The sequence below is a fragment of the Muricoccus vinaceus genome (assembly GCF_042433125.1).
In the GTDB taxonomy this organism is placed as follows: domain Bacteria; phylum Pseudomonadota; class Alphaproteobacteria; order Acetobacterales; family Acetobacteraceae; genus Roseomonas; species Roseomonas vinacea.
This window is the reverse complement of the sequence record NZ_JBHLVZ010000002.1, coordinates 352798-374028: the sequence shown is the minus strand read 5'-3', so window position 1 is coordinate 374028 and position 21231 is coordinate 352798. Positions and strand designations below refer to the sequence as shown.

The window sequence follows — 21231 nt, the reverse complement described above, 5'->3', positions numbered from 1 at the left end:
CCGCCCCGGACCGCGCGGCCTGACGCGCCGGCCACCGGCCGCACGGCTTGACCCGCCGGGAGCGGCGGTGTGGATGCGGGCGATGGAACGGACGCCCCCCCAGCCCGCCGCAAGGCCCCCGCGCCCGCCGGAGCCGGACCGGCTCTGCGGCCTGGCCGCCGTGTCCGCCGTGTTCGCGCGCCGGCCGCGCGACGTGCTGCGGCTGTTCCACCTGCCGTCCCGCCGGCGGGAGGCGAACCCCTTCTGCGCGGTGCTGGCGGAGGCGCGGAAGCCCTACCGGGAGGTGGGGGAGGAGGAGCTGGCGCGCATCGCGGGCACGGTTCACCACGGGGGGATCGTGGCGGTGGCGGCGCGCAGGCGGATGCCGGTGCTGGCCCTGCCGCTGGCGCCGGCCCTGCGGGTGGCGCCCGTGTTGCCCGTGCTGGACGGGGTGTCCAACCCGCACAATCTGGGTGCCATCGCGCGCTCGGCGGCCTTCTTCGGCTGCATCGGCATGGTGCTTTCGGGCGATCCGCGGCAGGCCGGGCTGTCGGACGCGGCCTTCCGCACCAGCGAGGGGGGGCTGGAGGTGCTGAGCCTCTGGCAGGCACCGGACCTGCTGGCCACCCTGCCCGCGCTGGGGGTGCCGACGGTGGCGGCCGTGGCCTCCGGCGGGGTGGCGCCGGAGCAGATCATGAAGCGGCTGCCGGCGGCGGGTTGCCTGGCATTGGTGCTGGGCAACGAGGAGGCGGGGGTTTCCGAGGTCGTGGCGGCGGCCTGCGACCACCGGGTGACGCTGCCCGGCTCGGGGCGGGTGGAGAGCCTCAACGTGTCCGTGGCGGCGGCCGTGCTGATCCACGCGCTGGCGGCGCGGCGCTAGCTCAGTCCTTAGGCTTCTTCCCGGCGGCGGGGCCGGTGCGGTGGCCCTGGCCGGCCAGGGCGGAGAGGCGGGCGGGCAGGGAGTCCCGGATGGTGGCGCGAAAGGCGGGGGCGCGCTTCCAGGCCTTGCGCTCCAGCTTGGTCATGCCGCAGCCGAGGCACCAGCCGGTGGCGTCCTCGTGCTCGCAGATCTTGATGCAGGGCCGTTCGTCGGGGTCCATGGGCGTGGCTTCCGGATGTTGCGTGGGTAAGGAAGGGAGGCCGCGGGGGTTGCCCCGGCCATCGCCCGGGGCGACATGGCCTTCTCCGTTTCAGTTGTTGTTCAAGCCCGGAGCGATTCGCCCATGACGATCCGCCGCCGCGCCCTGCTGGGTGCCGCCTCCCTGCCGCTGGCCCTGCCCGCCCTCGAACGTCCCGCGCTGGCCCAGGCGCCCTTTCCCAACCGCTCGCTGCGCGTGGTGGTGCCCTTCGCGCCGGGCGGGGCGGTGGACATCACCGGGCGGCTGCTCGCGGAGCGGCTGCAACCCGCGCTGGGGCAGACGGTGGTGGTGGACAACCGCGGCGGCGCCGGCGGGAACATCGGGGCGGAGTTCGTGGCCCGCTCCGAGAAGGACGGCTACACGATGCTGCTCGGCTCGGTCTCGATCATGGCGGCGAACAAGTATCTCTATCGCCGCTCCATGCCGCTGGACCCCGTGCGCGACCTGGCGCCGGTGACGCGCGTGACCACCGGGACGGTGCTTCTGGTGGTGAACGCGCAGCGCCCCTGGCGGAACTTCGCCGACCTGGTCGCGGCGGCGAAGAAGGATCCGGGCAAGATCACCATGGGCTCCTCCGGCACGGGCACGGTGAGCCACCTCACCTTGTCCTCCGTGTGCCGCGCGGCCGGGATCGACATCACCCACGTGCCCTATCGCGGCGGCGGGCCGGCCATCTCGGACCTGGTCTCGGGCAACATCGACATGATGTTCGACGTGATCCCGGCGCTGATGCCCCATGTGCGCGAGGGCCGCTTCCGGGCCCTGGCGGTGGGCAGCGCGGAGCGGGTGAGCTACGTGCCGGAGCTTCGCGACGTGCCGGGCATGAAGGAGCTGCTGCCCTCGGCCAACATCGACATGCAGAGCTGGTACGCGGTGAACGTGCCCGCGAACACGCCGCCCGCCGTGGTGGAGCGGCTGCACGGGGCGATCCTGCAGGTGGTGAAGTCGGACGACTTCCGCAGCCGCCTGGAGCCGCTGGGCTTCACGCCGGTATGGGACGAGACGCCCGCCGCCTATGCGGCGTATCTCGCGCAGCAGGACACGCTGTGGAAGGGGCTGGTGGAGCAGTCCGGCGCGACGCTGGACTGATCCCCGCGGGTGGGCCTGGCGCCAGGGTGGGGGCGCCGGGCTCAGGGCGTGAGGCTCAGGGCGCCGGGCTCGCGCGCCCGCTGGAGAGCCGGTCGGCGAGGTCGCGGAGGAAGGCGCCGAGCGGCGCCGTTCCCCGTCCTTCCGCGAAGCGGGCGAGGTCCTCCACCAGCGTGGCGAGGACTGCGGGGTCCTCCTGCGTCATGTCGGGGAATGTGGGGCTTGCCGTCACCTGCGGATCCTCCTCGGGATGCCGGCCCGGTCCGGGCGGCCGCCCCCATCATGCCGCCTCACTGGATCGTGATCAAGTGAAAGGGTGTGGCCGGCGGTGCGCGGCCGCTGCCGGCCCGGTTCCTCAGGGCCCCAGGAGCTGGCCTCCGTCCACCACGAGGCTCTGGCCGGTGATCCAGCTGGCGCGAGGGGAGGCGAGGAAGAGCACGGCCTCGGCCACCTCCTCCGGGCGGCCCATGCGTCCGAAGGGGATGGAGGCGAGGGTGGCGTCGTAAAGGGCGGGGTCCTCGGTGCGGCGGCGTTCCCAGGTGCCGCCGGGGAACTCCACCGAGCCGGGGGCGACGCAGTTCGCGCGGATGCCCTGGGCGGCCAGCATCTTCGCCTGGCTGGAGGTGTACTGCATCACCGCGGCCTTCACCGCGGCATAGGGCGGGTTCCGCTTGGTGGGGCGGAGCGCGGAGATGGAGGCGATGTTGACGATGCCGGCGCCGCCGGTGGCGCGCGCCGGGGATGCCTCCAGGAAGGGGCGGGCCGCCTGGCTGGCGCGGACCACGGCCATGACGTCCACCGACAGGGAGGCGGCCCAGCTTGCCTCGTCATCCGCGCGGCCGAAGCCGGAGGCGTTGTTCACGAGGATGTCGATGCCCCCCAGCGCCCCGGCGGCGGCGGGAATGAAGGCGGCGATGGCCTCGGCCCGGGAAAGGTCGCAGGGGGCGGCGTGGATGCGGGCGCCGGGGGCGGCCAGGGAGGCGAGCTCCGCGCGGGTGGCCTCCAGCGCCTCGGCGCCGCGGGCGCAGATGGCGACGGAGGCGCCGGCGGCGGCGAAGGCCAGGGCGATGGATCGCCCGATGCCGCGGCTGCCGCCCATGACGACGGCGTGCCGCCCCGTGAACTCGCCCGATTCGGCCATGCTGCGCTCGTCCCCGCTGTTCCCGCCGATCATGGCCGAGGGGCTCGCCGCTGTCGCCGGGGGGTGCTGCGCGAAAATTCGTTCGCCGGGCGGGGGCGGCCCGGCCATTCTGCGGGGAACGCCGCGCGGCCGGGGTTTGCCCGGCGCTGCGCAGGGGATGAAGGAGAGCGCCATGCCGCGACGCCGGGACCTGATGGCTGCCCCGCTGCTGCTCGGGCTCGGGCACGGGCTGGGGCCCGCCGCGGCGCAGCCGGTGGCCGGGGGGCGGGCGGTGCGGGTGATCGTGCCCTTCCCGCCCGGGGGCGCCATCGACCTCCTGGGGCGGATGGTGGCGGAGCGGCTGGGCCCGGCGCTCGGACAGAACGTGGTGGTGGAGAACCGGGGCGGGGCGGGCGGCATCCTGGGCACGGATGCCGTGGCCAAGGGCCCGGCGGACGGGACGGTGATCGGGGTGATCGGCGGGGTCACGCTGACGGCCTATCCCACGCTCTACAACCGCCTGCCCTTCGACCCCGTGCGCGACCTGCAGCCGCTGACGCTGATCACCTCGGGCGCGCTGATCTGCGTGGTGAACGCGGAGGCGGCGGCGCGGCGGGGATGGACGGATTTCCGGGCGCTGGTCGCCTGGTCCAAGGCCAATCCGGACCAGGTGAAGATGGGGTCCTCGGGGCCGGGCACCTCGTCGCACCTTTGCATCGAGGCGATCAACGCCATGGCCGGGGCGCGCATCCTCCACGTGCCCTATCGCGGCGGGGGGCCGGCCATCACGGACCTGCTGTCCGGCACCATCGACATGATGTTCGACGTGACCCCGGCGCTGATGCCGCAGGTGCAGGCGGGCAAGTTCCGGCCGCTGGCGCTGTCCTCGAAGAACAGGTTGGACTTCGCGCCGGAGGTGCCGGGAATGGGGGAGTTCGCCGACCTCGGGCTGGGTGAGCTGGATATTCTTTCGTGGAACGCGCTGATGGTGCCGGCGGGCACGCCGGAGCCGGTGGTGGGGCGGCTGCTGGAGGCGATCCGGCAGGCGGCGGCGGACCCGGCGCTGATCGCGCGGCTGAAGCCGCTGGGCTACGACGTGGTGCTGAGCGAGAGTCCGGCGGCGCTGGCGGCGCAGATCGAGCGGGAAACACCGGCCTGGAAGCGGCTGGTGGAGATGTCCGGGGTGAAGCTGGACTGAGGGCGGCGCGGCCGCCCTTCTTGCGTCGGAATGAAACACTGCCGCGGCGCGGGTGGCAACCCGCGGGCAAAGGACCCATTAGCACCGCATGAGCTCGGCTGAATGCGATCTGCTGGTGGTGGGGGCGGGGGCGGCGGGGATCGCCGCGGCGCGCGAGGCGCGCGCCCTCGGGCTGTCCGTGCGGGTGCTGGAGGCGCGCGGGCGGGTGGGCGGACGGGCGTTGACGGACCATTCGCTGGGCGTCCCGATGGACCTGGGCGCGACCTGGCTGCACGCGGCGCAGTCCAATCCGCTGGTGCCGCTGGCCGCGGCGCGGGGGCTGGGGCTGTTCGACCACGACACCGCCCGGACCTCGCGCGTGTGGGTGGGGGACCATTGGGCGGCCGAGGCGGAGGCGGCGGATTACGGGCGGGCGGAGCGGGCCTGGGGGTTGGCGGTGCGGCTGGCCGCCGCCCGGCTCGGCCCGGGGGCGAGCCTCGGGGAGGCGGCGCCGCGCGGCGGCTTCTGGGACGCGACGCTGACCCATTGGGAAGGCCCGGTGATCGCGGCGGCGGAGGCCGCGGCGATCGACCTGGAGGATTACCTTTCGACGCTGCTCAGCGGGCCGAACCTGCTGCCGCATGACGGGTGCGGGCACCTGCTGGAGGTTCTTGCGGAAGGGTTGCCCATCACCCTGTCCGCCCCGGTGGACCGGATCGACTGGGGTGGGGCGCGCGTGCGGGCCGAGGGGGCCTTCGGGGCGCTGGAGGCGGGGGCGGCCGTGGTGACCGTCTCCGCCGGCGTGCTGGCGGGCGGGGGGATCCGCTTCTCCCCGGCGCTGCCCCCGGCGGTGGAGCAGGCGGCGCACGACCTGCCCATGGGGCTGCTGAACAAGGTGGGCCTGCCCGCCGCCGGGGAGGACCGGCTGGATGTGCCGGCCTTCGGCGGGATCGAGCGGCGGCTGGAGGAAGGGGAGCGGGCGATGACCTTCGTGGCCTGGCCCTTCGGGCGCGGGCACCTGGAGGGCTTCGCCGGCGGGGACCTGGCCTGGGAGCTGTCCCGGGCGGGCGAGGCGGCGACGGTGGACTTCGCCCTCGCCGAGCTCCGGCGGATGTATGGAGCGCGGGCGGACCGCGCGCTGCGGCGGGACCGGGCGGTGGTGTCGGGCTGGGGGGCGGACCCCTGGTCGCGCGGGGCCTATGCCGCGGCCAGGCCGGGGCGGGCGGGGGCGCGGCGGGCGCTTTCCGTGCCGGTCGGGGGCGGGCGGCTGCGGCTGGCGGGGGAGGCCTGCCACGCGACCCTGGCGGGAACCCTGGCCGGCGCCTGGCTGAGCGGGGCGGGGGCGGCGATGGAGGCCGCGGCCCTGTTGCGGAACCGGGCGGGCACGGCCCAGCCGGTGCCGGGCCCGCGGGCGTGAGCGCGCCCGGCGAGGCGCCGCCCCTGGGCGAGGGGGAGGGCGGGCGGCGCGCGGCGGATGCGGCGGGCCGGGGCGACCGCGCCTCCGCGCCCGGTGCCGCGGCGGTGCCCGTGGCGGAGGAGCGCGGGGAAGGCCCGGTGCCGGCCGCGGCGCCCGAGCCGGGTGGGGCGGTGGCCCCGCTGCCGGCCGGGGAGGATGCTGGCCCCGGGCCCGGGGTGGAGCGGGACGGCGAGGTGCTGCGCTTTTCCGGGCGCCTGACGAGCCTGACGGCCGGGCCGGTGTGGCGGCGCGCGCTGAAGATGGCCGAGGGCGCGCGGCGCATCGACCTGTCCGGGCTGGAGACGCTGGATACGAGCGGGGCGGCGCTGGTGATGGCGGCGCAGGCGGCGGCTGGGGGAGAAGCCCCGGCGGAGAGTTCCGGGCCGGAGGGAGCGAAGGCGGCTGCCGAGGTGCCGGTGGAAGGGGCCTCGCGCGCCGTGGGGGCGGTGCTGGAACGCTCGCGCGGGGCGGTGAGGGCGCCGCCCAGCCCCCAGGCGCCGCCGCGCCGGCTGGGCCCTGTCCGCGCGCTGGGGGCCTGGGGCGTCGGGCGGATCGGCGCGGTCGGGGACAGCGCCGCCTTTGTTGGAGAGGCCTCGGCCACCGTGGTGAACGCGGCCCGCCGCCCGCGCGACCTTCGGGTGGCCGACGTGCTGCGCCACCTGGACGAGGTGGGCACCCGCGCCTTCGGCCTCACGCTGCTGCTGGGCGTGCTGATCGGGGTGATCCTGGCCTTCCAGTCCTCCATTCCCATGCGGCAGTTCGGCGCGGAGATCTTCATCCCCCGCCTGGTCGGCATCTCGCTGCTGCGGGAGCTTGGACCGCTGCTGGCCGGGGTGGTGCTGGCGGGTCGGACCGGCTCGGCCTATGCGGCGGAGCTCGGCACCATGACCGTTAACGAGGAGGTCAGCGCGCTGCGGATCATGGGGATCGATCCCATGGTGCTGCTGGTGCTGCCCCGGATGGTGGCGGCCACCGTCGCGATGCCCGTGCTGGCGCTGCTGATGGACCTGGCGGGGCTGGTGGGCATGGGGGGCGTGATGCTCAGCCTGGGCTTTCCGGTGCGGCTGGTGCTGAACCAGCTGCAGATCGGGATCGACATGGGCGACCTGCTCGGCGGCTTGGGCAAGGCGGCGGTGTTCGGGCTGGTGATCGCCGGGATCGGCTGCAGGGCCGGCCTTTCGGCGGGCAGCGGGCCGCGGGCGGTGGGCGACGCGGCGACCTCGGCCGTGGTGGGCGGGATCGTGGCGCTGGTTGTTCTGGACGGGATTTTCGCGGTGCTCTTCTTTCGGCTGGGCTGGTGATGGGGGAGGTGCTGGAGGATCGCGCGGCGGCGCCCGCGGGGGCCGGGACGCCCGGGCCCGGCGGCGGCAGGGAGGCGGAACGGGTGATCGAGGCGCGGGGGGTGGCCATGCGCTTCGGCACGCGCACCCTGTTCCACGATGTTTCCTTCGGGGTTTCGCGCGGCGAGGTGTTCGTGATCCTGGGCGGGTCGGGCTGCGGGAAGTCCACCCTGCTGAAGATCATGATCGGGCTCTACGAGCCGACGGCCGGCGAGGTGACCATCCTGGGCGGGGACCTGGCGACGGCGGGCGGGGAGGTTCGCCGCAACCTGCTGCGCCGCCTGGGCGTCATGTGGCAGTCAGGCGCGCTGTTCGGCTCGATGACGCTTCTGGAGAACGTGATGCTGCCGCTTGAGGCCCATACCGACCTGCCCCGCGAGGCCAGGGAGGCCGTGGCGCGCGTGAAGCTCGGGCTGGTCGGGCTGGGGGACGCGGAATCGCGCCTGCCGGCGGAGATCTCGGGCGGCATGGCCAAGCGGGCGGGCATCGCGCGCGCCATGGCGCTGGACCCGCCCATCCTGTTCCTGGACGAGCCGAGCGCGGGGCTGGACCCCGTGACCTCCGCCGGGCTGGACCAGCTGATCAAGGACCTGGCCCGCGACCTCGGCACCACCTTCGTGGTGGTGACGCACGAGCTGCAGTCGATCCTGGCGATCGGGGACCGCTGCATCATGCTGGACAAGGAGGCGCAGGGCATGATCGCCGAGGGCGACCCGCGGCACCTGCGCGACGAGCCGCCCAACGACACGGTGCGCCGCTTCTTCCGGCGCGAGGTGGCCTGATGCCCGCTTCGAGCCGCGGGCTCTATCTTCGCGTCGGCATCCTGATCCTGGTGGGCCTCGCCGTGGGGGTGGGCTTCGTTCTGTTCTTCACGGCCGGCAAGCTCGGGCGGAAGACACAGACCTTCGAGACCTATGTGCGCGAAAGCGTCACGGGCATGGATGTGGGGGCGGCCGTCCGCTTCCGCGGCGTGCAGCTCGGCCAGGTTTCGGAGATCAACCTGGTGGCGACGGCCTATCCGCCGCCGCCCGACAGCTTCACCGGCGCCTACCAGCGCGTGCTCGTGCGCTTCGCCCTCGACCTCTCGCGGCTGCGGGACGCGCCGAACGTGGAGGCGGCGGTGCAGAACGGGCTGCGGGCGCGGCTGGCGACCACCGGCATCACCGGGGTGGGCTACCTGGAGCTGGACTTCGTGGACAGGGACCGCTTCCCCATGGAGACGCCGCCCTGGAGCCCGGACTACCCGGTGATCCCTTCGGTGCCGAGCACGGTGTCGCAGGTGACGACGGTGGCGGAGCAGCTGGCGCAGCGCGTGGCGGACCTGCCCATCGAGCAGATCCTGGGCGACATCTCCGGGCTGCTGTCGGACCTGCGCAAGCAGGTGACCGACGGGGACGTGGCCCAGGCCTCGCGCGCCGCGACGGAAACGCTGAACACCTTGCAGCGGACGGTGTCGGAGCTGAACCTGCCCGCGCTTTCCACCGACCTGCGCGGCACGATCGCCGAGGCTCGCGGGCTGATCGGCGGGCCGGAGGTGCGGGGCGCGCTGCGCAACGCCAGCACGGCGATGGAGCGGTTGCAGCAGGGCATGCAGCGGCTGCCGGCGGCGGTGGCGCAGGTGGAGGCGGCGGCGCGGTCGGTCACCAACACGGTGGGCGACATCAATGGGGACCTGACCCCGACGCTGCGCGACCTGCGGGCGGCCTCGGGCAACCTGCGGGAAACCACGGAGGGGTTGCGCCGGGCGCCGGCCGCATCCCTTCTGGCACCGGCGCCGCCGGCGCCGGACTGGGCGAGAGGGAGGCGGTGATGCGGCGTCGGTTGGTTTTGGCGGCGCCCCTGTTGCTGGGGGCCTGCGGGGTGGTGAACCAGAGCTACGTGGAGCCGCGGCGGTATCCGCTGGCGCCCGTCCGCCCGGCCGGCGGAACGCGGCGGCGGGGCACGAAGACGCTGCTGATGCGCCTCACGCGGGCGGCGCCGGGGCTGGACGGCAAGCTGCTGCGCTCCATCCGGGCGGATGGCACGGAGGCCACCGAGTTCTACGCCGAATGGACGGCGCCCCCGGCCGAGGCCGCGGAGCAGGCGCTGCGCCGCTGGCTGATGGATGCCGGCACCTTTGCCGCCGTGCTGGCGCCGGGCACGCGGGGGAACGCTGACCTGCTGATGGAAAGCGAGTTGCTGGCGCTGCACGTCGATCTCGGGCGTGGCGTGGCGGTGGCCTCCATGAGCGCGGTGCTGATGCGCGAAACCAGCCAGTTCGGCACCCGCGTGGTGGCGCAGTTCAGCGCGCAGGGCGCCGCCCCCGTTCCACCCGAGCGGCCGCTTGGCCCCGATGCCCAGGCGGCGGGAATGGTGGCGGCGCTGGGGCAGGTGCTGGCGCGGCTGGAGGCTGACCTGGCGCGCTACGCCTGAGGGGCGCCGCGATCCCGGCCAGGTGGATTGTCTCGCGCGGCGGGATCTTAACGATGTGGTGAGGGTTGTGGCGTCAGTCTCAAAAACAGAGACGAAGCGCCAGAATAGCGCTGTTCCTGATACGGATGGGACGAGCGCCTATGGATGCCCTTCGACGCGCCGATGTGTGGGACGAGGTTTGGGCCGAGTATGACGCCCGGCAGGTCCGGCGCACCGGCACGCCCCAGACCCGCGCCGAGGAGCGGCACGCCACGACGCCGCCGGGGGCCGCCCCCGCCTTGGCGGCACCGCGCCGCGCGGGTTGGAACCCCCTCTTGCACGCGGCGGCCGGGCTGCTGGCCGGGGCGGTGCTGCTTCTCGCCTGGTTCGCGCTGCCATGGATGCTGGCCGCGCGGCTCTCCGTGCCGATGGGGCAGGGGGATGCGCCGGGGTTGATGCGCCAGTTCGACGCTCCCGCCGCGATGGGCAGCCTGCGGGACGGGCTGCGGGACGAGGTGGCCGGGGAAACGGGGGAGGGGGCGCGGCGCTTCCTGCAGGGAATGGCGGACCGGATGGCGGACTCCTGGGCGCGGCCCGAAGCGGTGGCCTCCTGGCTGGCGGTGCGGAACCGGGGTGGGCAGGGCGAGGGCAGCCCGGCGGCGCTCTCCCTTCGCTCGGCCAGGCCGGTGGGGCTGGCTTCCTTCCGGCTGGAATACGGGCCGGCGCGGGGGGAGGGCGGGGTGGCCTTCGACATGGCCTGGCAGGGTGACGCGTTCCGGGTGACGGGCGTGCGCTTCCTCCAGGCGCCCGGCACCCCGCCCGCCACCCCGCCTGGGCACATCGCGGTGGCGATGCGCTGAGCGGGGCGCCGGGCGGGGACCTTCGGGATCAGGCGGCGCGGGCGGTTTCCAGCGCCTTCCAGACGGTCTCCGGGGTGGCCGGCATGTCCAGGTGGGTGATGCCGTCGGCGGAGAGGGCATCCACCAGCGCGTTCATCAGCGCGGGCGGCGAGCCGACCGCCCCGGCCTCCCCCGCGCCCTTCACGCCCAGGGGATTGGTGAGGCAGGGGATGGAAACCAGCGCCACCTCGATCGGGGGAAGGTCGCCCGCGCGGGGAAGGGCATAGTCCATGAAGGAGGCGGACAGGAGCTGGCCGCTTTCCTTGTCGTAGACGGTGTTCTCCAGCATCGCCTGCCCGATCCCCTGGGCGACGCCGCCATGCACCTGCCCACGCACGATCAGCGGGTTCAGCGCGTGGCCGACATCGTCCACCACGAGGTAGCGGGGGATGTCGATGTGGCCGGTGTCGGGGTCCACCTCCACCTCGGCGACGTGGCAGCCGTTGGGGAAGGTATGGGCGGGAATGGCCGCGACCTCGGCCGCGTCCAGCAGGGTGACGGTTTCGCCCCGGGCGGCGCGGGCCTGCTGGTGCTGCGCCAGTTCCAGGATGCCCATGCCGCGGTCGGTGCCGGCGATGGCGAAGCGGCCGGCCTCGAACTCGATGTCCCCGGGCGAGGCCTCCAGCGCCTCGGAGGCGGCCTGCTTGCCCTTGTCGATCACGGTGGCGGTGGTGGCGAGGATGGCGGTGCCCTCCGAGTAGAGGGAGCGCGCGCCGCCGGTGCCGCCGCCCGTCGGGATCTCGTCGGAGTCGCCCTGGATGATCCGGATCTTCTCGATGGGGATGCCCAGCTCGTTCGCCGTGATCATGGCATAGGCGGTCTCGTGGCCCTGGCCGGTCGACTGGGTGCCGACCAGCACCTCCACCGTGCCGTTGGCGGCGAAGCGGACCTCGGCGCGCTCGCTGTCCGAGCCGCCCGTGGCCTCCAGGTAGTAGGCGAGGCCGATGCCGCGGCGCTTGCCTTTCGCGGCGGAGGCGGCGCGGCGGGCGGGGAAGCCGGGCCAGTCGATGGCGGCGAGCGCGTGGTCCAGCACCTGGTTGAAGTCGCCGGAGTCGTAGGTCTGGCCGACCGGGGTGGTGTGCGGCATCGCGGAGGGCGGGACCATGTTGCGGCGGCGGAGCTCGACGCGGTCGATGCCCGTCTCGCGCGCGGCGGCGTCGATCAGGCGCTCCACCAGGTAGTTCGACTCGGGGCGGCCCGCGCCGCGATAGGCGTCCACCGGCACGGTGTTGGTGACGACGCCGATGACATGGGCGTGGATGGCGCGGAAGCCGTAGACGCTGGCGAGCACCTTGGTGCCGGCTGCCGTGGGAATGAAGGGGCCGTAGGTGGAGAGATAGGCGCCCATGTTGGCGATGTTGCGGGTGCGGAGCGCGAGGAACTTGCCGTCGCGGTCCAGCGCGATCTCGCCGGTGGTGATGTTGTCGCGGCCGTGGGTGTCGGACAGGAAGGCCTCGGTGCGCTCGCTGGTCCAGCGCACGGGGCGGTGCAGGCGGCGGGCGGCCATCATGCACAGCGCGTATTCGGGATAGGTGAAGATCTTCATCCCGAAGCCGCCGCCGACGTCATGCGTGACGACGCGGATCTTCTCGGGCGGGATCTTGAAGGTGGCGCCGGCCAGCGTGCTCTTCAGCGGCCAGGAGCCCTGGGTGCCGGCGTGCAGCGTGAAGCGCTCGGTCGCGGGATCGTATTCGGCCAGTGCCGCGCGGCCCTCCATGGAGGCGACGACGACGCGGTTGTTCACGATGGTCAGGCGCGTGACGTGCGCGGCCGTGGAGAAGAGGCGCTCGGTGTCGGCGGGATCGCCCGTTTCCCAGTCGAACACCGTGTTGTTCGCGATCTCCGGCCAGACCTGGGGCTGGCCGGGGGCCGTGGCGGTCGCGAGCTCGGTGGCGGAGGGAAGCGTCTCGTAGTCCACCTCAATCGCCTCCGCGCCGTCGCGCGCGGCCTCGTGCGTCTCGGCCACCACGAAGGCCACGGGGTCCCCGACATGGCGGACATAGCCGTCCGCCAGGGCGCCGCGCGGGGTGTTGCCGCGGGGCGTGCCGTCGCGGTTCTTCATCGGCACGGAGCAGGGGATCTCGCCCAGCCCCTCCTCCTTCCAGTCGGCGGCGGTGAGCACCGCCAGCACGCCGGGGATGGCCTTGGCCGCCGCGGTGTCGATGGACAGGATGCGGGCATGGGCGTGGGGTGAGCGGAGGATGTGGCCGGTGGCGGCGCCGGCGGCGGTGCCGTTGGCCACCAGGTCGTCGGTGTAGCGCCCTCCGCCGACCAGCAGGCGCGGGTCCTCGATGCGGCGCAGGGGCTGGCTCAATCCGAACTTCGCCATGTTGCGATCCTCCTGATGCGCGTTCGGGCGATCATGTGCGATCGAGGGGGCCGCCGGGAAGGGGGCGGCTCAGGCGAAGACGATGCCGCCCTCGATCCAGGCCTGGCTGGCGAGCCTGAACTCCGGACTTTCGGAGAAGCCGAGCAGCACCTCGGCGCGGCCGGTGTCGCCGGCATCGAGCGCGTCCCGCCAGGCCGCGAGGCCCGCCTCGTCCGGCGCGCGGCCCAGGACGTTGGCATAGAGCCGGGATACGAAGGCCGCGTTGTCGGGGGTGCCGTAGCGGGCTGCGAACTCGGCGCTGGCGGTGAAGCCGAGCGCCATGTCCTCCAGGGAAAGCCCGGCATCGAGGCTGGCCTTCCAGCCCCGCAGCCCGGCTTCCTCCGGGCGGCGTCCGAGGGCTGCCTGGTACACCCGAGCGATGGTGGCCGCGCTCTCGTCCTGGTCCCAGAGGCCGTTGGGCAGGGTCGCGGCGGTCCGGGCCTTGGCTTCCGCCGATTCCGTCAAGCCGATGATCAGGTCCGCGCGGGACGCCCCGCCGGACAGCAGGCTTGTCCAGTGCGCGGCGCCGTCCGGGTCCGCGGCGCGGCCGAGAACGTTCTGGTAGGCCAGATCGAGAAAGCCGGAACTGTCCGGCGCGCCGAATCGCAGGCCGAACTCCGCGCTGCCGACAAAGGCGGAGGCCACGGCCGAAAGGCCGGTGCCGGCCTGGAGGTCGGCCGCCCAGCCGTTCAGTCCAATCGGGTCCGGCGCCCGGCCGAGCGCGCCCTGGTAGAGGCGATAAACCTGCATGACGGGATCGGAGGAGGCGAAGACAAGGCGGCCGTCGAGGAAGGCGAAGTTCTCCACCTCGTGGAAGACGGTGGTTTCACCGGCGTCGGCGATGGTGCCGCTGAAGGCGGTGATCGGGTTGCCGTTCACGCGGAGGTTGAACTCGGCGACGCGGGTTATCGCCGACGAGAGCCGCCCGGCCTCCATTGCGATGGTGTCGATGCCGGAGCCTCCGGCCACTGCGTTGAGCCCGGCGCCGCCGGCCAGCCAGTCGTCGCCGCCGCCGCCGTAAAGCACGTCGTCGCCGGTGCCGCCGAGCAGGGTGTCGCGCCTGGACCCGGCCGTGAGGATGTCGTTGCCGGCCCCGCCGTCGAGGAGGTTGGCGCCTTCCCTGCCGTGAATCCGGTCGTCCCCGTCCTCGCCGAAGAGTTGCTCGTCGCCGCGGCCGCCGAGAAGGGTGTCGTTGCCGCCGCCGGCGTGGGCGATGGAGCGGCGGCCGGTTCCCCAGATGGTGTCCGCGCCGCCGTCGCCGGTCATGACCACCGAATCCGAAGCGGCATCGTAGCGCGCGCCCGTTGCCCAGCCCGGCTGGCCGGCTTCGGTGCCATAGACATAGGCGATCGCGGCGGCATCGAGGGGCTGGATGCCGGCCGGGGTCGGGCCCGTGTGGGTGTAGGACATGACGGTGTTCTGCCAGTTGTCCTGGGTGGCCGGCAGGACGATGGAACCGTCGAAGGGGTGCTTGAGGCCGAGGGCGTGGCCGACCTCGTGCAGCAGGACGAGGAAGCCGTATGAGCCCGGCTCCATCGGGTCGGTCTCGTAATATGTGGAGGACAGGCTGATCGCGCCGTTCGGCGGGTAGTGGGCGAAGCCCGCCGTCTCCGGCGCCATGCTTTCCTTCTGGAAGCGGATGTCGATGCCCCCCCCGCCGGCGCGGTCGGGCACCTCCACGAAACGGATGCCGGACATGTCGGCCCAGGCATCGAGGGCGAGGCGGGCGGAAGCGGCCTGGGCCGCCGTCAGGCGGCCGAAGGCGCCGGGGGTGGTGCCTGCCTCGGGGGTTTGGGCGAAGCTGAAGGTGACGACGCCGCCGCGCCCTATGGCGCCGTTCCAGCCGGGATTGGGGCTGCGGAGCAGAGCCGTGATCTCGATGCCGGGCGCGGCGGCGGCCTCCGCCGCCAGGGGGGCGGGCGGCACGTCGCCGGGCAGGAAGGCTTCGGGCCACGCGGCGTTTGCCGAGGGAAGGGCGGCGGCGGGGATGCCGCCGCCGCCGCAGATCCGGCCCTGGGGTGCCGCATCAAAGTCACACAAAGCGCACATGGCAATTCCGCTTCGGAATGGAAACGATATTGCCATGTCCGCGGCCAGGCAGCAACGCCATGGCCCCGGTATTATGCGGCGGTTCTAGTCGGCCGGGCTGCGAGTGGCCCGGGGCGCCTCCTCCTGCGGGCGGGCGCCGAACCAGCCCTTCACCTTCTCCCGCGTGGCCTGGAACACGACGTAGAGCATCGGGATCATGAAGATGCCGATAATGGAGGCCGCGAGCATGCCGCCGAAGACCGGCGTGCCCACCGCGCGACGGGAGACCGCCGCGGCGCCGGTGGCCGTGACCAGGGGCACCAGGCCGAGCACGAAGGCGATGGAGGTCATCATGACGGCGCGGAACCGCAACCGCGCGCCCTCGGTCGCGGCTTCCCGGATGGGCATGCCGCGCTCGCGCGCTTCCTTGGCGAACTCGATGATCAGGATGCCGTTCTTGGCGGCCAGCGCGATCAGCACCACCAGCCCGATCTGGGCGTAGATGTCGAGCGACAGGTTGGCCAGCAGGATGGCGACAAAGGAGCCGAGCACGCCCACCGCGATGGAGAGCAGCACCGGAACCGGGATGGTCCAGCTCTCGTAGAGCGCCACCAGGAAGAGGTAGGCGAAGAGGACAGCGAGCGCGAGGATATAGGCCGTCTGCCCCGTGGCCAGCTTCTCCTGGTAGGCGGTGCCGGTCCAGGCATAGCCGTAGCCGTTGGGCAGCACGCGGTTGGAGAGCTGCTCCATCGCGGCCAGCGCCTGGCCCGAGGAGATGCCGGGCTTGGGCGCGCCGTTGATCGAGATGGCCCGGTAGTTGTTGTAGCGGAAGATGGTCTGCGGGCCGAGCACGGTGCGGATGTCAGCGAGCGCGCGCAGGGGCACCATCTCGCCGGAGCTGGAGCGGACCTGGATGCGCCAGATGTCGTCCACGTCGTTGCGGTCGGCGGCCTCGGCCTGGATGTTCACCTGCCAGACGCGGCCATAGAGGTTGAAGTCGTTGACGTAGATGCCGCCCAGCGCCGCCTGGAGGGTGGAGAAGATGCTGGCGATCGGCACGCCCAGCGCCTGCGCCTTGTCGCGGTCCACGTCGAGGTAGAGGGAGGGGTTGTTGGCGGCGAAGGTGGAGAACACCGCCGTCAGGTTCGGGTCCTGGTTGGCGGGCACGATCAGGCCGAGCATGGCGGCGCCGAGGGCGTTGATGTCGCGGCCCTCGTAGTCCTGCAGGATGTACTCGAAGCCGCCGCCGGTGCCGAGGCCGATGATGGGCGGCAGGTTGAAGGCGAAGACGTTGGCCGTGCGGATGCCCTGGGTGGTTCCGAACACGCGCCCGATCGCGGCCTGGACGGAGTTGGCCACCCCCTCGCGGTCCGCGAAGGGTTTCATGCGGATGACCATGAAGGCGGAGTTGGACTGCGCGCCGCCATCGATGAGCGAGAAGCCGACGATGCCCAGCGTGCCCTGCACGGAGGGGATGGGACGGACGATCTCCTCGATCTGGCGCACCACCTCGCGCGTGCGGGACACGCTGGCGCCAGGGGGAAGCTGGGCCTGGACGAAGAAGGCGCCCTGGTCCTCCTGGGGGAGGAAGCCGGTGGGGGTGACCTTGCTGATGGTGAAGATGCCGAAGCCGAAGCCCGCGGTCAGCAGCAGGGAGAGGAAGGAGATGCGGACCAGGCGCGAGACGCCGCCCGCGTAGCGGTCCCGCGTCCAGTCGATGCCGCGCAGCACGTAGCCGATGGGGCCGCGGCGGGGGCCGTGATGGGGCTTGAGGATGATGCCGCAGAGCGCGGGGGAGAGGGTCAGCGCGTTGATGGCCGAGATGACCATGGCGGCCGAGATCGTCACCGCGAACTGGCGGAACAGCTCGCCCGACAGGCCCGGGATGAAGGCGATGGGCACGAACACCGAGAGCAGGACGAGGGTGATGGCGATGATCGGCGCCGTGATCTCGTCCATCGCCTTCTTGGTGGCGTCCTTGGTGGACAGCTCGGGGTGGTCGGCCATCACCCGCTCGACGTTCTCCACCACCACGATGGCGTCGTCCACCACGATGCCGATGGCGAGCACCATGGCCAGCAGCGAGACGGTGTTGGCGGAGTATCCCAGCGCGAGGAGGATGATGAAGGCGCCGATCAGCGAGACCGGCACGGCGATGGTGGGGATGATGGTCGCCCGCCAGGAGCCCAGGAACAGGTAGACCACGATGACGACGAGGGCGAAGGCCTCCAGCAGGGTCTTGATGACCTCGTGGATGGTCTCGTTCACGAAGTCCGAGCTGTCGTAGAAGACGTTGTAGTCCACGCCCTCCGGGAAGCGCGCCTTCAGCTCATCCAGCCGCTGCTTCATGGCGGTGGAGACGGAGACCGCGTTGGCGCCGGGCGCGAGATAAACGCCGAAGGCGATGGCGGGCTGGCCGTTGAAGCGGTTCTCGGTGTCCGCGTTGGCGGCGCCGATCTCGACGCGGGCCACGTCCTTCACGCGCAGCACCGAGCCGTCCTGGTTGGCGCGGACGACGATGTTGCCGAATTCCTCGGGGGAGACGAGGCGGCCCTTGGTTTCGAGGTTGATCTGGAAGGACTGGTCGTCGCCGATGGGGCGCCCGCCGAGGCGCCCGACCGCGGCCTGGACGTTCTGCGCCTGGATGGCGGTGATCACGTCCTGCGGCGTCATGTTCAGCGAGATCAGGCGATCCGTCTGGAACCAGATGCGCATGGAATAGTCCTGCGCGCCGAAGACGTTGACCTGCCCCACGCCCGGGACGCGGGCGAGGTCGTCGAGCATGTTGATGGTGAAGTAGTTCGACAGGAACAGCGGGTCGAGGTTGGTGGTGGAATAAACGAAGCCGAACATCAGCACGGCGGAGGACTGCTTGCGCACCACCACGCCCGTGCGCTGCACCTCCTGCGGCAGGCGGGCCAGCGCCGCCTGGACGCGGTTGTTCACGTTGACGGTGGCGAGGTCCGGGTCGGTGCCCAGCGAGAAGGAGATGTTGAGGGTGTAGCTGCCGTCGTTGGCGGAGTTGGAGCGCATGTAGATCATGCGGTCCACGCCGTTGATCTGGCCCTCCAGCACCTGGCCGATGGTGGATTCCACCACGGTGGCGGAGGCGCCGGGATAGCGCGCCACGACCGAGACCTGGGGCGGGACGATGTCGGGGAACTGCGAGACGGGGATGCGCAGAAGGGAGATCGCGCCCGCGATCAGGGTCAGGATCGCGATGACGATCGCGAGCCGCGGGCGATCGACGAATTTGCCGGAGATCATGGGGGGCTACCGGGCTCTCTACCGGGCCGTGCCGGACTGATTTGCGGGGGGCGTGGCGGCGGCGGGCTGGCTGGTGCCGGGGTTCCCCGTGCTGGGTGCCGCCGGCGCACCGGGCGGGGAGGCGCCGGTGCCGCCGGGCGCGCCCTGGGTGGTGCCCTGGTTCGGGCCGCCGGGCGCGGCGCTGGCCGGGGAGTTGCCGGCGGCGGCGTTGCCGTTGGCGCCGCCCGTGCCCGCGGGCGCGGCGGGGGCGCCGCCACCGGGGGCGGAGCCGGGCGCGCCCGGCTGGCCCGGTGCGGGGGCGACGGGGGCGGCGTTGACCTGCTGGCCCGGGCGGACGCGCTGGATGCCCTCCACGATCACCTTGTCGCCGAGGTTCAGCCCTTCCTCCACCACCGCGATCTCGGGCGTGTTGCGGCCGAGGCGGAGGTTGCGGCGCTGGGCCTTGCCCTCGTTGTCCACGATGAAGGCGTAGGAGCCCTGCTGGTCCTGCAGAACGGCGGAGCGGGGGATGGTGATGGCCAGCACGGGCTCGACGCCCTGCACGAAGACGGTGACGAACTGCCCGTCGATCAGCATGCGGTCGCCTTCCGGGCCGGAGGCGGGGTTGGGCACGCGGGCGCGGATCAGGATGCTGTCGGTGGCGCGGTTGATCTGGTTGTCGATGAAGTCGATCCGCCCGATCTGGGGCGAGGTGCGGCCATCGGCGGTGCGGAAGCGGATCTGCACGGCATCGGCGCCGCCGCGGGAGGCGTAGCGGTCCCGCAGCTCCAGCGCCTGGCGCTGGGAGACGGGAAAGGCGACGCGCATGGGATCCTGGCTGACGATGGTCGCCAGCGTGCCCGTGTTGGGCCCGACCACGTTGCCGATGGTCACGTTGGTGCGCCCGATCTTGCCGTCGATGGGGGAGGTGATCTCGGTATAGCCCAGATTGATCTCGGCCGAGCGCGCCGCGGCGCGGGCGGCGAGCAGCTGGGCGTTGGCCGTGCGCTCCTGGGCGGTGGCGTTGTCCAGCGTCACCCGGGTCCCGGCGCCCGTGCGGGAAAGCTCCTGCGCGCGGTTGAGGGCGACGCGGGCATTGGTCAGCTCGGCCTCGGCGGAGGCGGTGTTGGCCTGGGCGCGCGCGACCTCGGCCTCGAAGGTCTGGCGCTCGATCCGGTAGAGCGGGTCGCCGCGCTTCACCTCCTGCCCTTCGCGGAACAGCACCTCCTGGAGGAAGCCGGTGATGCGGGCGACGATGTCCACCCGCTGGACCGCCTCCACCCGGCCGACGAAGTCGGTGCTTTCGGTCACCGGGCGGCGGATGGCCTCCTGGACGCCGACCGCCGGCGGGCCCTGTGGGCCGAACTGGGCGAGGGCGGGGCTTGCGGCGCCCAGCGTCCCGGCGAGCAGAAGGGCAAGCGCCTTGGGGAAGGCCGGGCGGTTTGTGCGACGCGTCATGGCGGGGATGTGGCGGAGGGGTGAGTTCCCTGCAAGCACTGGGAGCAAGGCCGGCCACTTTATGGTCCGGAGCGGCATGCCGCTCGACAGAACAGTTGCCGGAATGGTGCCAATTTGCAACTATCCGCTGGTTCCGGTGGATAGCATCTTTTCCTTTCTCATATGTTAAGCGTTCTATGTTAGTGAGAGTTCTGCGGTGCGGTCCAACCACCAACCGCAGGTTGCATCGGCCCCTTGTTCCGTTCCGTGGCCACGGGCGTGGCCGGGACCCTTGCGGGCAGGTTTTCGAACCGAGCGGCGCGATGATCGCGGCCGCGGGTTCAAATGGCTGCGGAACGTTTCACCGTTCCGCGAACGGCGCGGGAGCGCCATGGACGGGAGCTAAAGCGTTGGATCCGAACGTGTTGACGGGTGAGGCGGGGACGATCCTTGCGGAAATCCCCACGCGCGCCGTGGCACCGGCCACCGAGCGCGCGCGGCCGGCCGCCTCACGCGGGCGCCTGCTCTCGCCCCCTTCCACCGCGTCCGGCGTGGCGGCAGTGGGGCGCGCCATGACGGTGCTGGGGGCCTTCCGGCCGGGGGACACCTCGCTTCCGCTGCGGGTGCTGGCGGCGCGCACCGGGCTCTACAAGAGCACGATCCTGCGCCTGCTGGCCTCGCTGGAGCGGCATTGCTGCGTGCGGCGCAACCCGGACGGTTCCTGGTCGCCCGGGGCGATGCTGCTGCACTGGGGTTCGCTCTATGCCCGCGGGTTGGGGCTGGAAGGGCTGGTGCCCCCCGTGCTCGACTCGCTGACCGAGGCGACGGGGCAGGGCGCGACCTTCTGGGTGAAGCTGGATGACGAGCGCCGCATCTGCCTCTACCGCGCCGCGCCGCCGCGCACGCTGCGCGTGGCGGTGCAGGCCGGCGACATGATGCCGCTGGGCTCCGCCGCCACCGGGCGCGTTTTCGCGATCTGGGATCCAGCCTTCGGCGAGGCTGCCGAACCGGTGCCGGAGGTGGCGCCGGGCGGGTTTCCGGTGATCGCCACCCAGGGCAACCGCGACCTCGACGCGGCCGCGATCTCCGCTCCGGTGTTCCAGGCCGGGCGGGTGCTTCGCGGAGCCCTGACCCTTTCCGGCTCCAGCGAGCGGCTCTGGCCGGAGGTGGAGCGGGTGAAGCCTCTGGTTGCCGAGGCTGCCGCTGGGCTCACCCGGGCTCTGGGGGGCTAGCCGTTCCGGGGGCGGGCCCTGGCCCGCCCTGCCTCATGAAGGCGAAACGAAAGTTTTGCGCGCGACTTTGTGATTTCTGTTGCCTTCGACCAGGACTTGGCCTCTCATTCCCGTGAGGAGTGTTCCGATGTCCCGTTCCGCCACTGGCCTGAGTTCCGCGAACGCCCAGCATGAGGGGCGGCAAGAAGAACGTCTTCGTCCCGGCGCCAGCATCGGCGTCGTGGTGGGGCTCTCCATGGCGCTCTGGTACGGGGTTTATGTCCTGATCCGCGCCTTCAGCGGGTGAGGGCGGCTCCGGCCTCGCCGGGAAGGCCCGGCGTAACCGGCTGATCC

18 protein-coding genes are annotated in these 21231 nt (G+C 72.6%); 11 read left to right on the top strand and 7 right to left on the bottom strand.

Annotated elements, in window-relative coordinates; all coding sequences use genetic code 11:
* Nucleotides 1-82: 82 nt before the first annotated feature.
* Nucleotides 83-859 carry a TrmH family RNA methyltransferase gene (locus tag ACFFIC_RS03540; RefSeq protein WP_377048689.1) on the top strand — a complete coding sequence of 259 codons (777 nt, stop codon included), beginning with the start codon at nucleotides 83-85 and terminating at the stop codon, nucleotides 857-859.
* A 1-nt stretch (nucleotide 860) separates the two neighbouring features.
* On the opposite strand, the gene ACFFIC_RS03535 is transcribed toward ACFFIC_RS03540, so the two are convergent.
* Nucleotides 861-1079 (bottom strand): DUF1289 domain-containing protein, encoded by a 219-nt coding sequence (locus ACFFIC_RS03535; RefSeq protein ID WP_377048688.1) that lies wholly within the window; start codon nucleotides 1077-1079, stop codon nucleotides 861-863.
* Between the two features lie 123 nt (nucleotides 1080-1202).
* On the opposite strand from ACFFIC_RS03535, the gene ACFFIC_RS03530 reads away from it, so the two are divergent.
* Complete coding sequence (locus tag ACFFIC_RS03530; protein ID WP_377048687.1) at nucleotides 1203-2207, top strand: Bug family tripartite tricarboxylate transporter substrate binding protein; 1005 nt, start codon at nucleotides 1203-1205, stop codon at nucleotides 2205-2207.
* 55 nt (nucleotides 2208-2262) lie between these two features.
* Here ACFFIC_RS03530 and ACFFIC_RS03525 read toward each other — a convergent pair whose 3' ends face one another.
* Both ACFFIC_RS03525 and ACFFIC_RS03520 read right to left on the bottom strand, forming a co-directional pair.
* On the bottom strand, nucleotides 2263-2436 hold the full coding sequence (locus ACFFIC_RS03525) for a hypothetical protein (protein WP_377048686.1): 174 nt from the start codon (nucleotides 2434-2436) through the stop codon (nucleotides 2263-2265).
* Nucleotides 2437-2559: 123 nt separating this feature from the next.
* On the bottom strand, nucleotides 2560-3378 hold the full coding sequence (locus ACFFIC_RS03520) for an SDR family NAD(P)-dependent oxidoreductase (protein ID WP_377048684.1): 819 nt from the start codon (nucleotides 3376-3378) through the stop codon (nucleotides 2560-2562).
* A gap of 139 nt (nucleotides 3379-3517) precedes the next feature.
* Here ACFFIC_RS03520 and ACFFIC_RS03515 point away from each other — a divergent pair, with 139 nt between their 5' ends.
* From ACFFIC_RS03515 to ACFFIC_RS03485, 7 genes are all read left to right on the top strand, one after another.
* Nucleotides 3518-4522, top strand: a complete 1005-nt coding sequence (locus ACFFIC_RS03515) for a Bug family tripartite tricarboxylate transporter substrate binding protein (protein ID WP_377048683.1) — start codon at nucleotides 3518-3520, stop codon at nucleotides 4520-4522.
* A gap of 88 nt (nucleotides 4523-4610) precedes the next feature.
* Complete coding sequence (locus ACFFIC_RS03510) at nucleotides 4611-5918, top strand: flavin monoamine oxidase family protein (RefSeq protein ID WP_377048682.1); 1308 nt, start codon at nucleotides 4611-4613, stop codon at nucleotides 5916-5918.
* A complete protein-coding gene (locus ACFFIC_RS03505; protein WP_377048681.1) occupies nucleotides 5915-7258 on the top strand; it encodes an ABC transporter permease in 1344 nt (447 codons plus the stop codon). Before ACFFIC_RS03510 ends, ACFFIC_RS03505 begins: the two co-directional genes overlap by 4 nt.
* Nucleotides 7258-8079: an ABC transporter ATP-binding protein gene (locus ACFFIC_RS03500; RefSeq protein WP_377049264.1), complete on the top strand. Its 822-nt coding sequence runs from the start codon at nucleotides 7258-7260 to the stop codon at nucleotides 8077-8079. Before ACFFIC_RS03505 ends, ACFFIC_RS03500 begins: the two co-directional genes overlap by 1 nt.
* The gene (locus ACFFIC_RS03495) at nucleotides 8079-9107 is read left to right on the top strand and encodes an MlaD family protein (protein WP_377048680.1); all 1029 of its coding nucleotides are present in this window, start codon (nucleotides 8079-8081) and stop codon (nucleotides 9105-9107) included. Before ACFFIC_RS03500 ends, ACFFIC_RS03495 begins: the two co-directional genes overlap by 1 nt.
* The gene (locus tag ACFFIC_RS03490) at nucleotides 9107-9709 is read left to right on the top strand and encodes an ABC-type transport auxiliary lipoprotein family protein (protein WP_377048679.1); all 603 of its coding nucleotides are present in this window, start codon (nucleotides 9107-9109) and stop codon (nucleotides 9707-9709) included. Before ACFFIC_RS03495 ends, ACFFIC_RS03490 begins: the two co-directional genes overlap by 1 nt.
* Before the next feature lie 140 nt (nucleotides 9710-9849).
* Nucleotides 9850-10548 (top strand): hypothetical protein, encoded by a 699-nt coding sequence (locus tag ACFFIC_RS03485; RefSeq protein WP_377048677.1) that lies wholly within the window; start codon nucleotides 9850-9852, stop codon nucleotides 10546-10548.
* Between the two features lie 28 nt (nucleotides 10549-10576).
* Here ACFFIC_RS03485 and ACFFIC_RS03480 read toward each other — a convergent pair whose 3' ends face one another.
* The 4 genes from ACFFIC_RS03480 to ACFFIC_RS03465 all read right to left on the bottom strand — a co-directional run bounded on the left by ACFFIC_RS03480 (nucleotide 10577) and on the right by ACFFIC_RS03465 (nucleotide 19687).
* A complete protein-coding gene (locus ACFFIC_RS03480; RefSeq protein WP_377048676.1) occupies nucleotides 10577-12916 on the bottom strand; it encodes a xanthine dehydrogenase family protein molybdopterin-binding subunit in 2340 nt (779 codons plus the stop codon).
* Nucleotides 12917-12985: 69 nt separating this feature from the next.
* Nucleotides 12986-14995 (bottom strand): DUF4214 domain-containing protein, encoded by a 2010-nt coding sequence (locus ACFFIC_RS03475; protein ID WP_377048675.1) that lies wholly within the window; start codon nucleotides 14993-14995, stop codon nucleotides 12986-12988.
* Between the two features lie 93 nt (nucleotides 14996-15088).
* Nucleotides 15089-18250, bottom strand: a complete 3162-nt coding sequence (locus ACFFIC_RS03470) for an efflux RND transporter permease subunit (RefSeq protein ID WP_377048674.1) — start codon at nucleotides 18248-18250, stop codon at nucleotides 15089-15091.
* Nucleotides 18251-18268: 18 nt separating this feature from the next.
* Nucleotides 18269-19687: an efflux RND transporter periplasmic adaptor subunit gene (locus tag ACFFIC_RS03465; protein WP_377048673.1), complete on the bottom strand. Its 1419-nt coding sequence runs from the start codon at nucleotides 19685-19687 to the stop codon at nucleotides 18269-18271.
* Nucleotides 19688-20088: 401 nt separating this feature from the next.
* On the opposite strand from ACFFIC_RS03465, the gene ACFFIC_RS03460 reads away from it, so the two are divergent.
* Both ACFFIC_RS03460 and ACFFIC_RS03455 read left to right on the top strand, forming a co-directional pair.
* On the top strand, nucleotides 20089-20898 hold the full coding sequence (locus tag ACFFIC_RS03460) for an IclR family transcriptional regulator (RefSeq protein WP_377048672.1): 810 nt from the start codon (nucleotides 20089-20091) through the stop codon (nucleotides 20896-20898).
* Nucleotides 20899-21025: 127 nt separating this feature from the next.
* The gene (locus ACFFIC_RS03455; RefSeq protein ID WP_377048670.1) at nucleotides 21026-21184 is read left to right on the top strand and encodes a hypothetical protein; all 159 of its coding nucleotides are present in this window, start codon (nucleotides 21026-21028) and stop codon (nucleotides 21182-21184) included.
* Nucleotides 21185-21231: the final 47 nt, after the last annotated feature.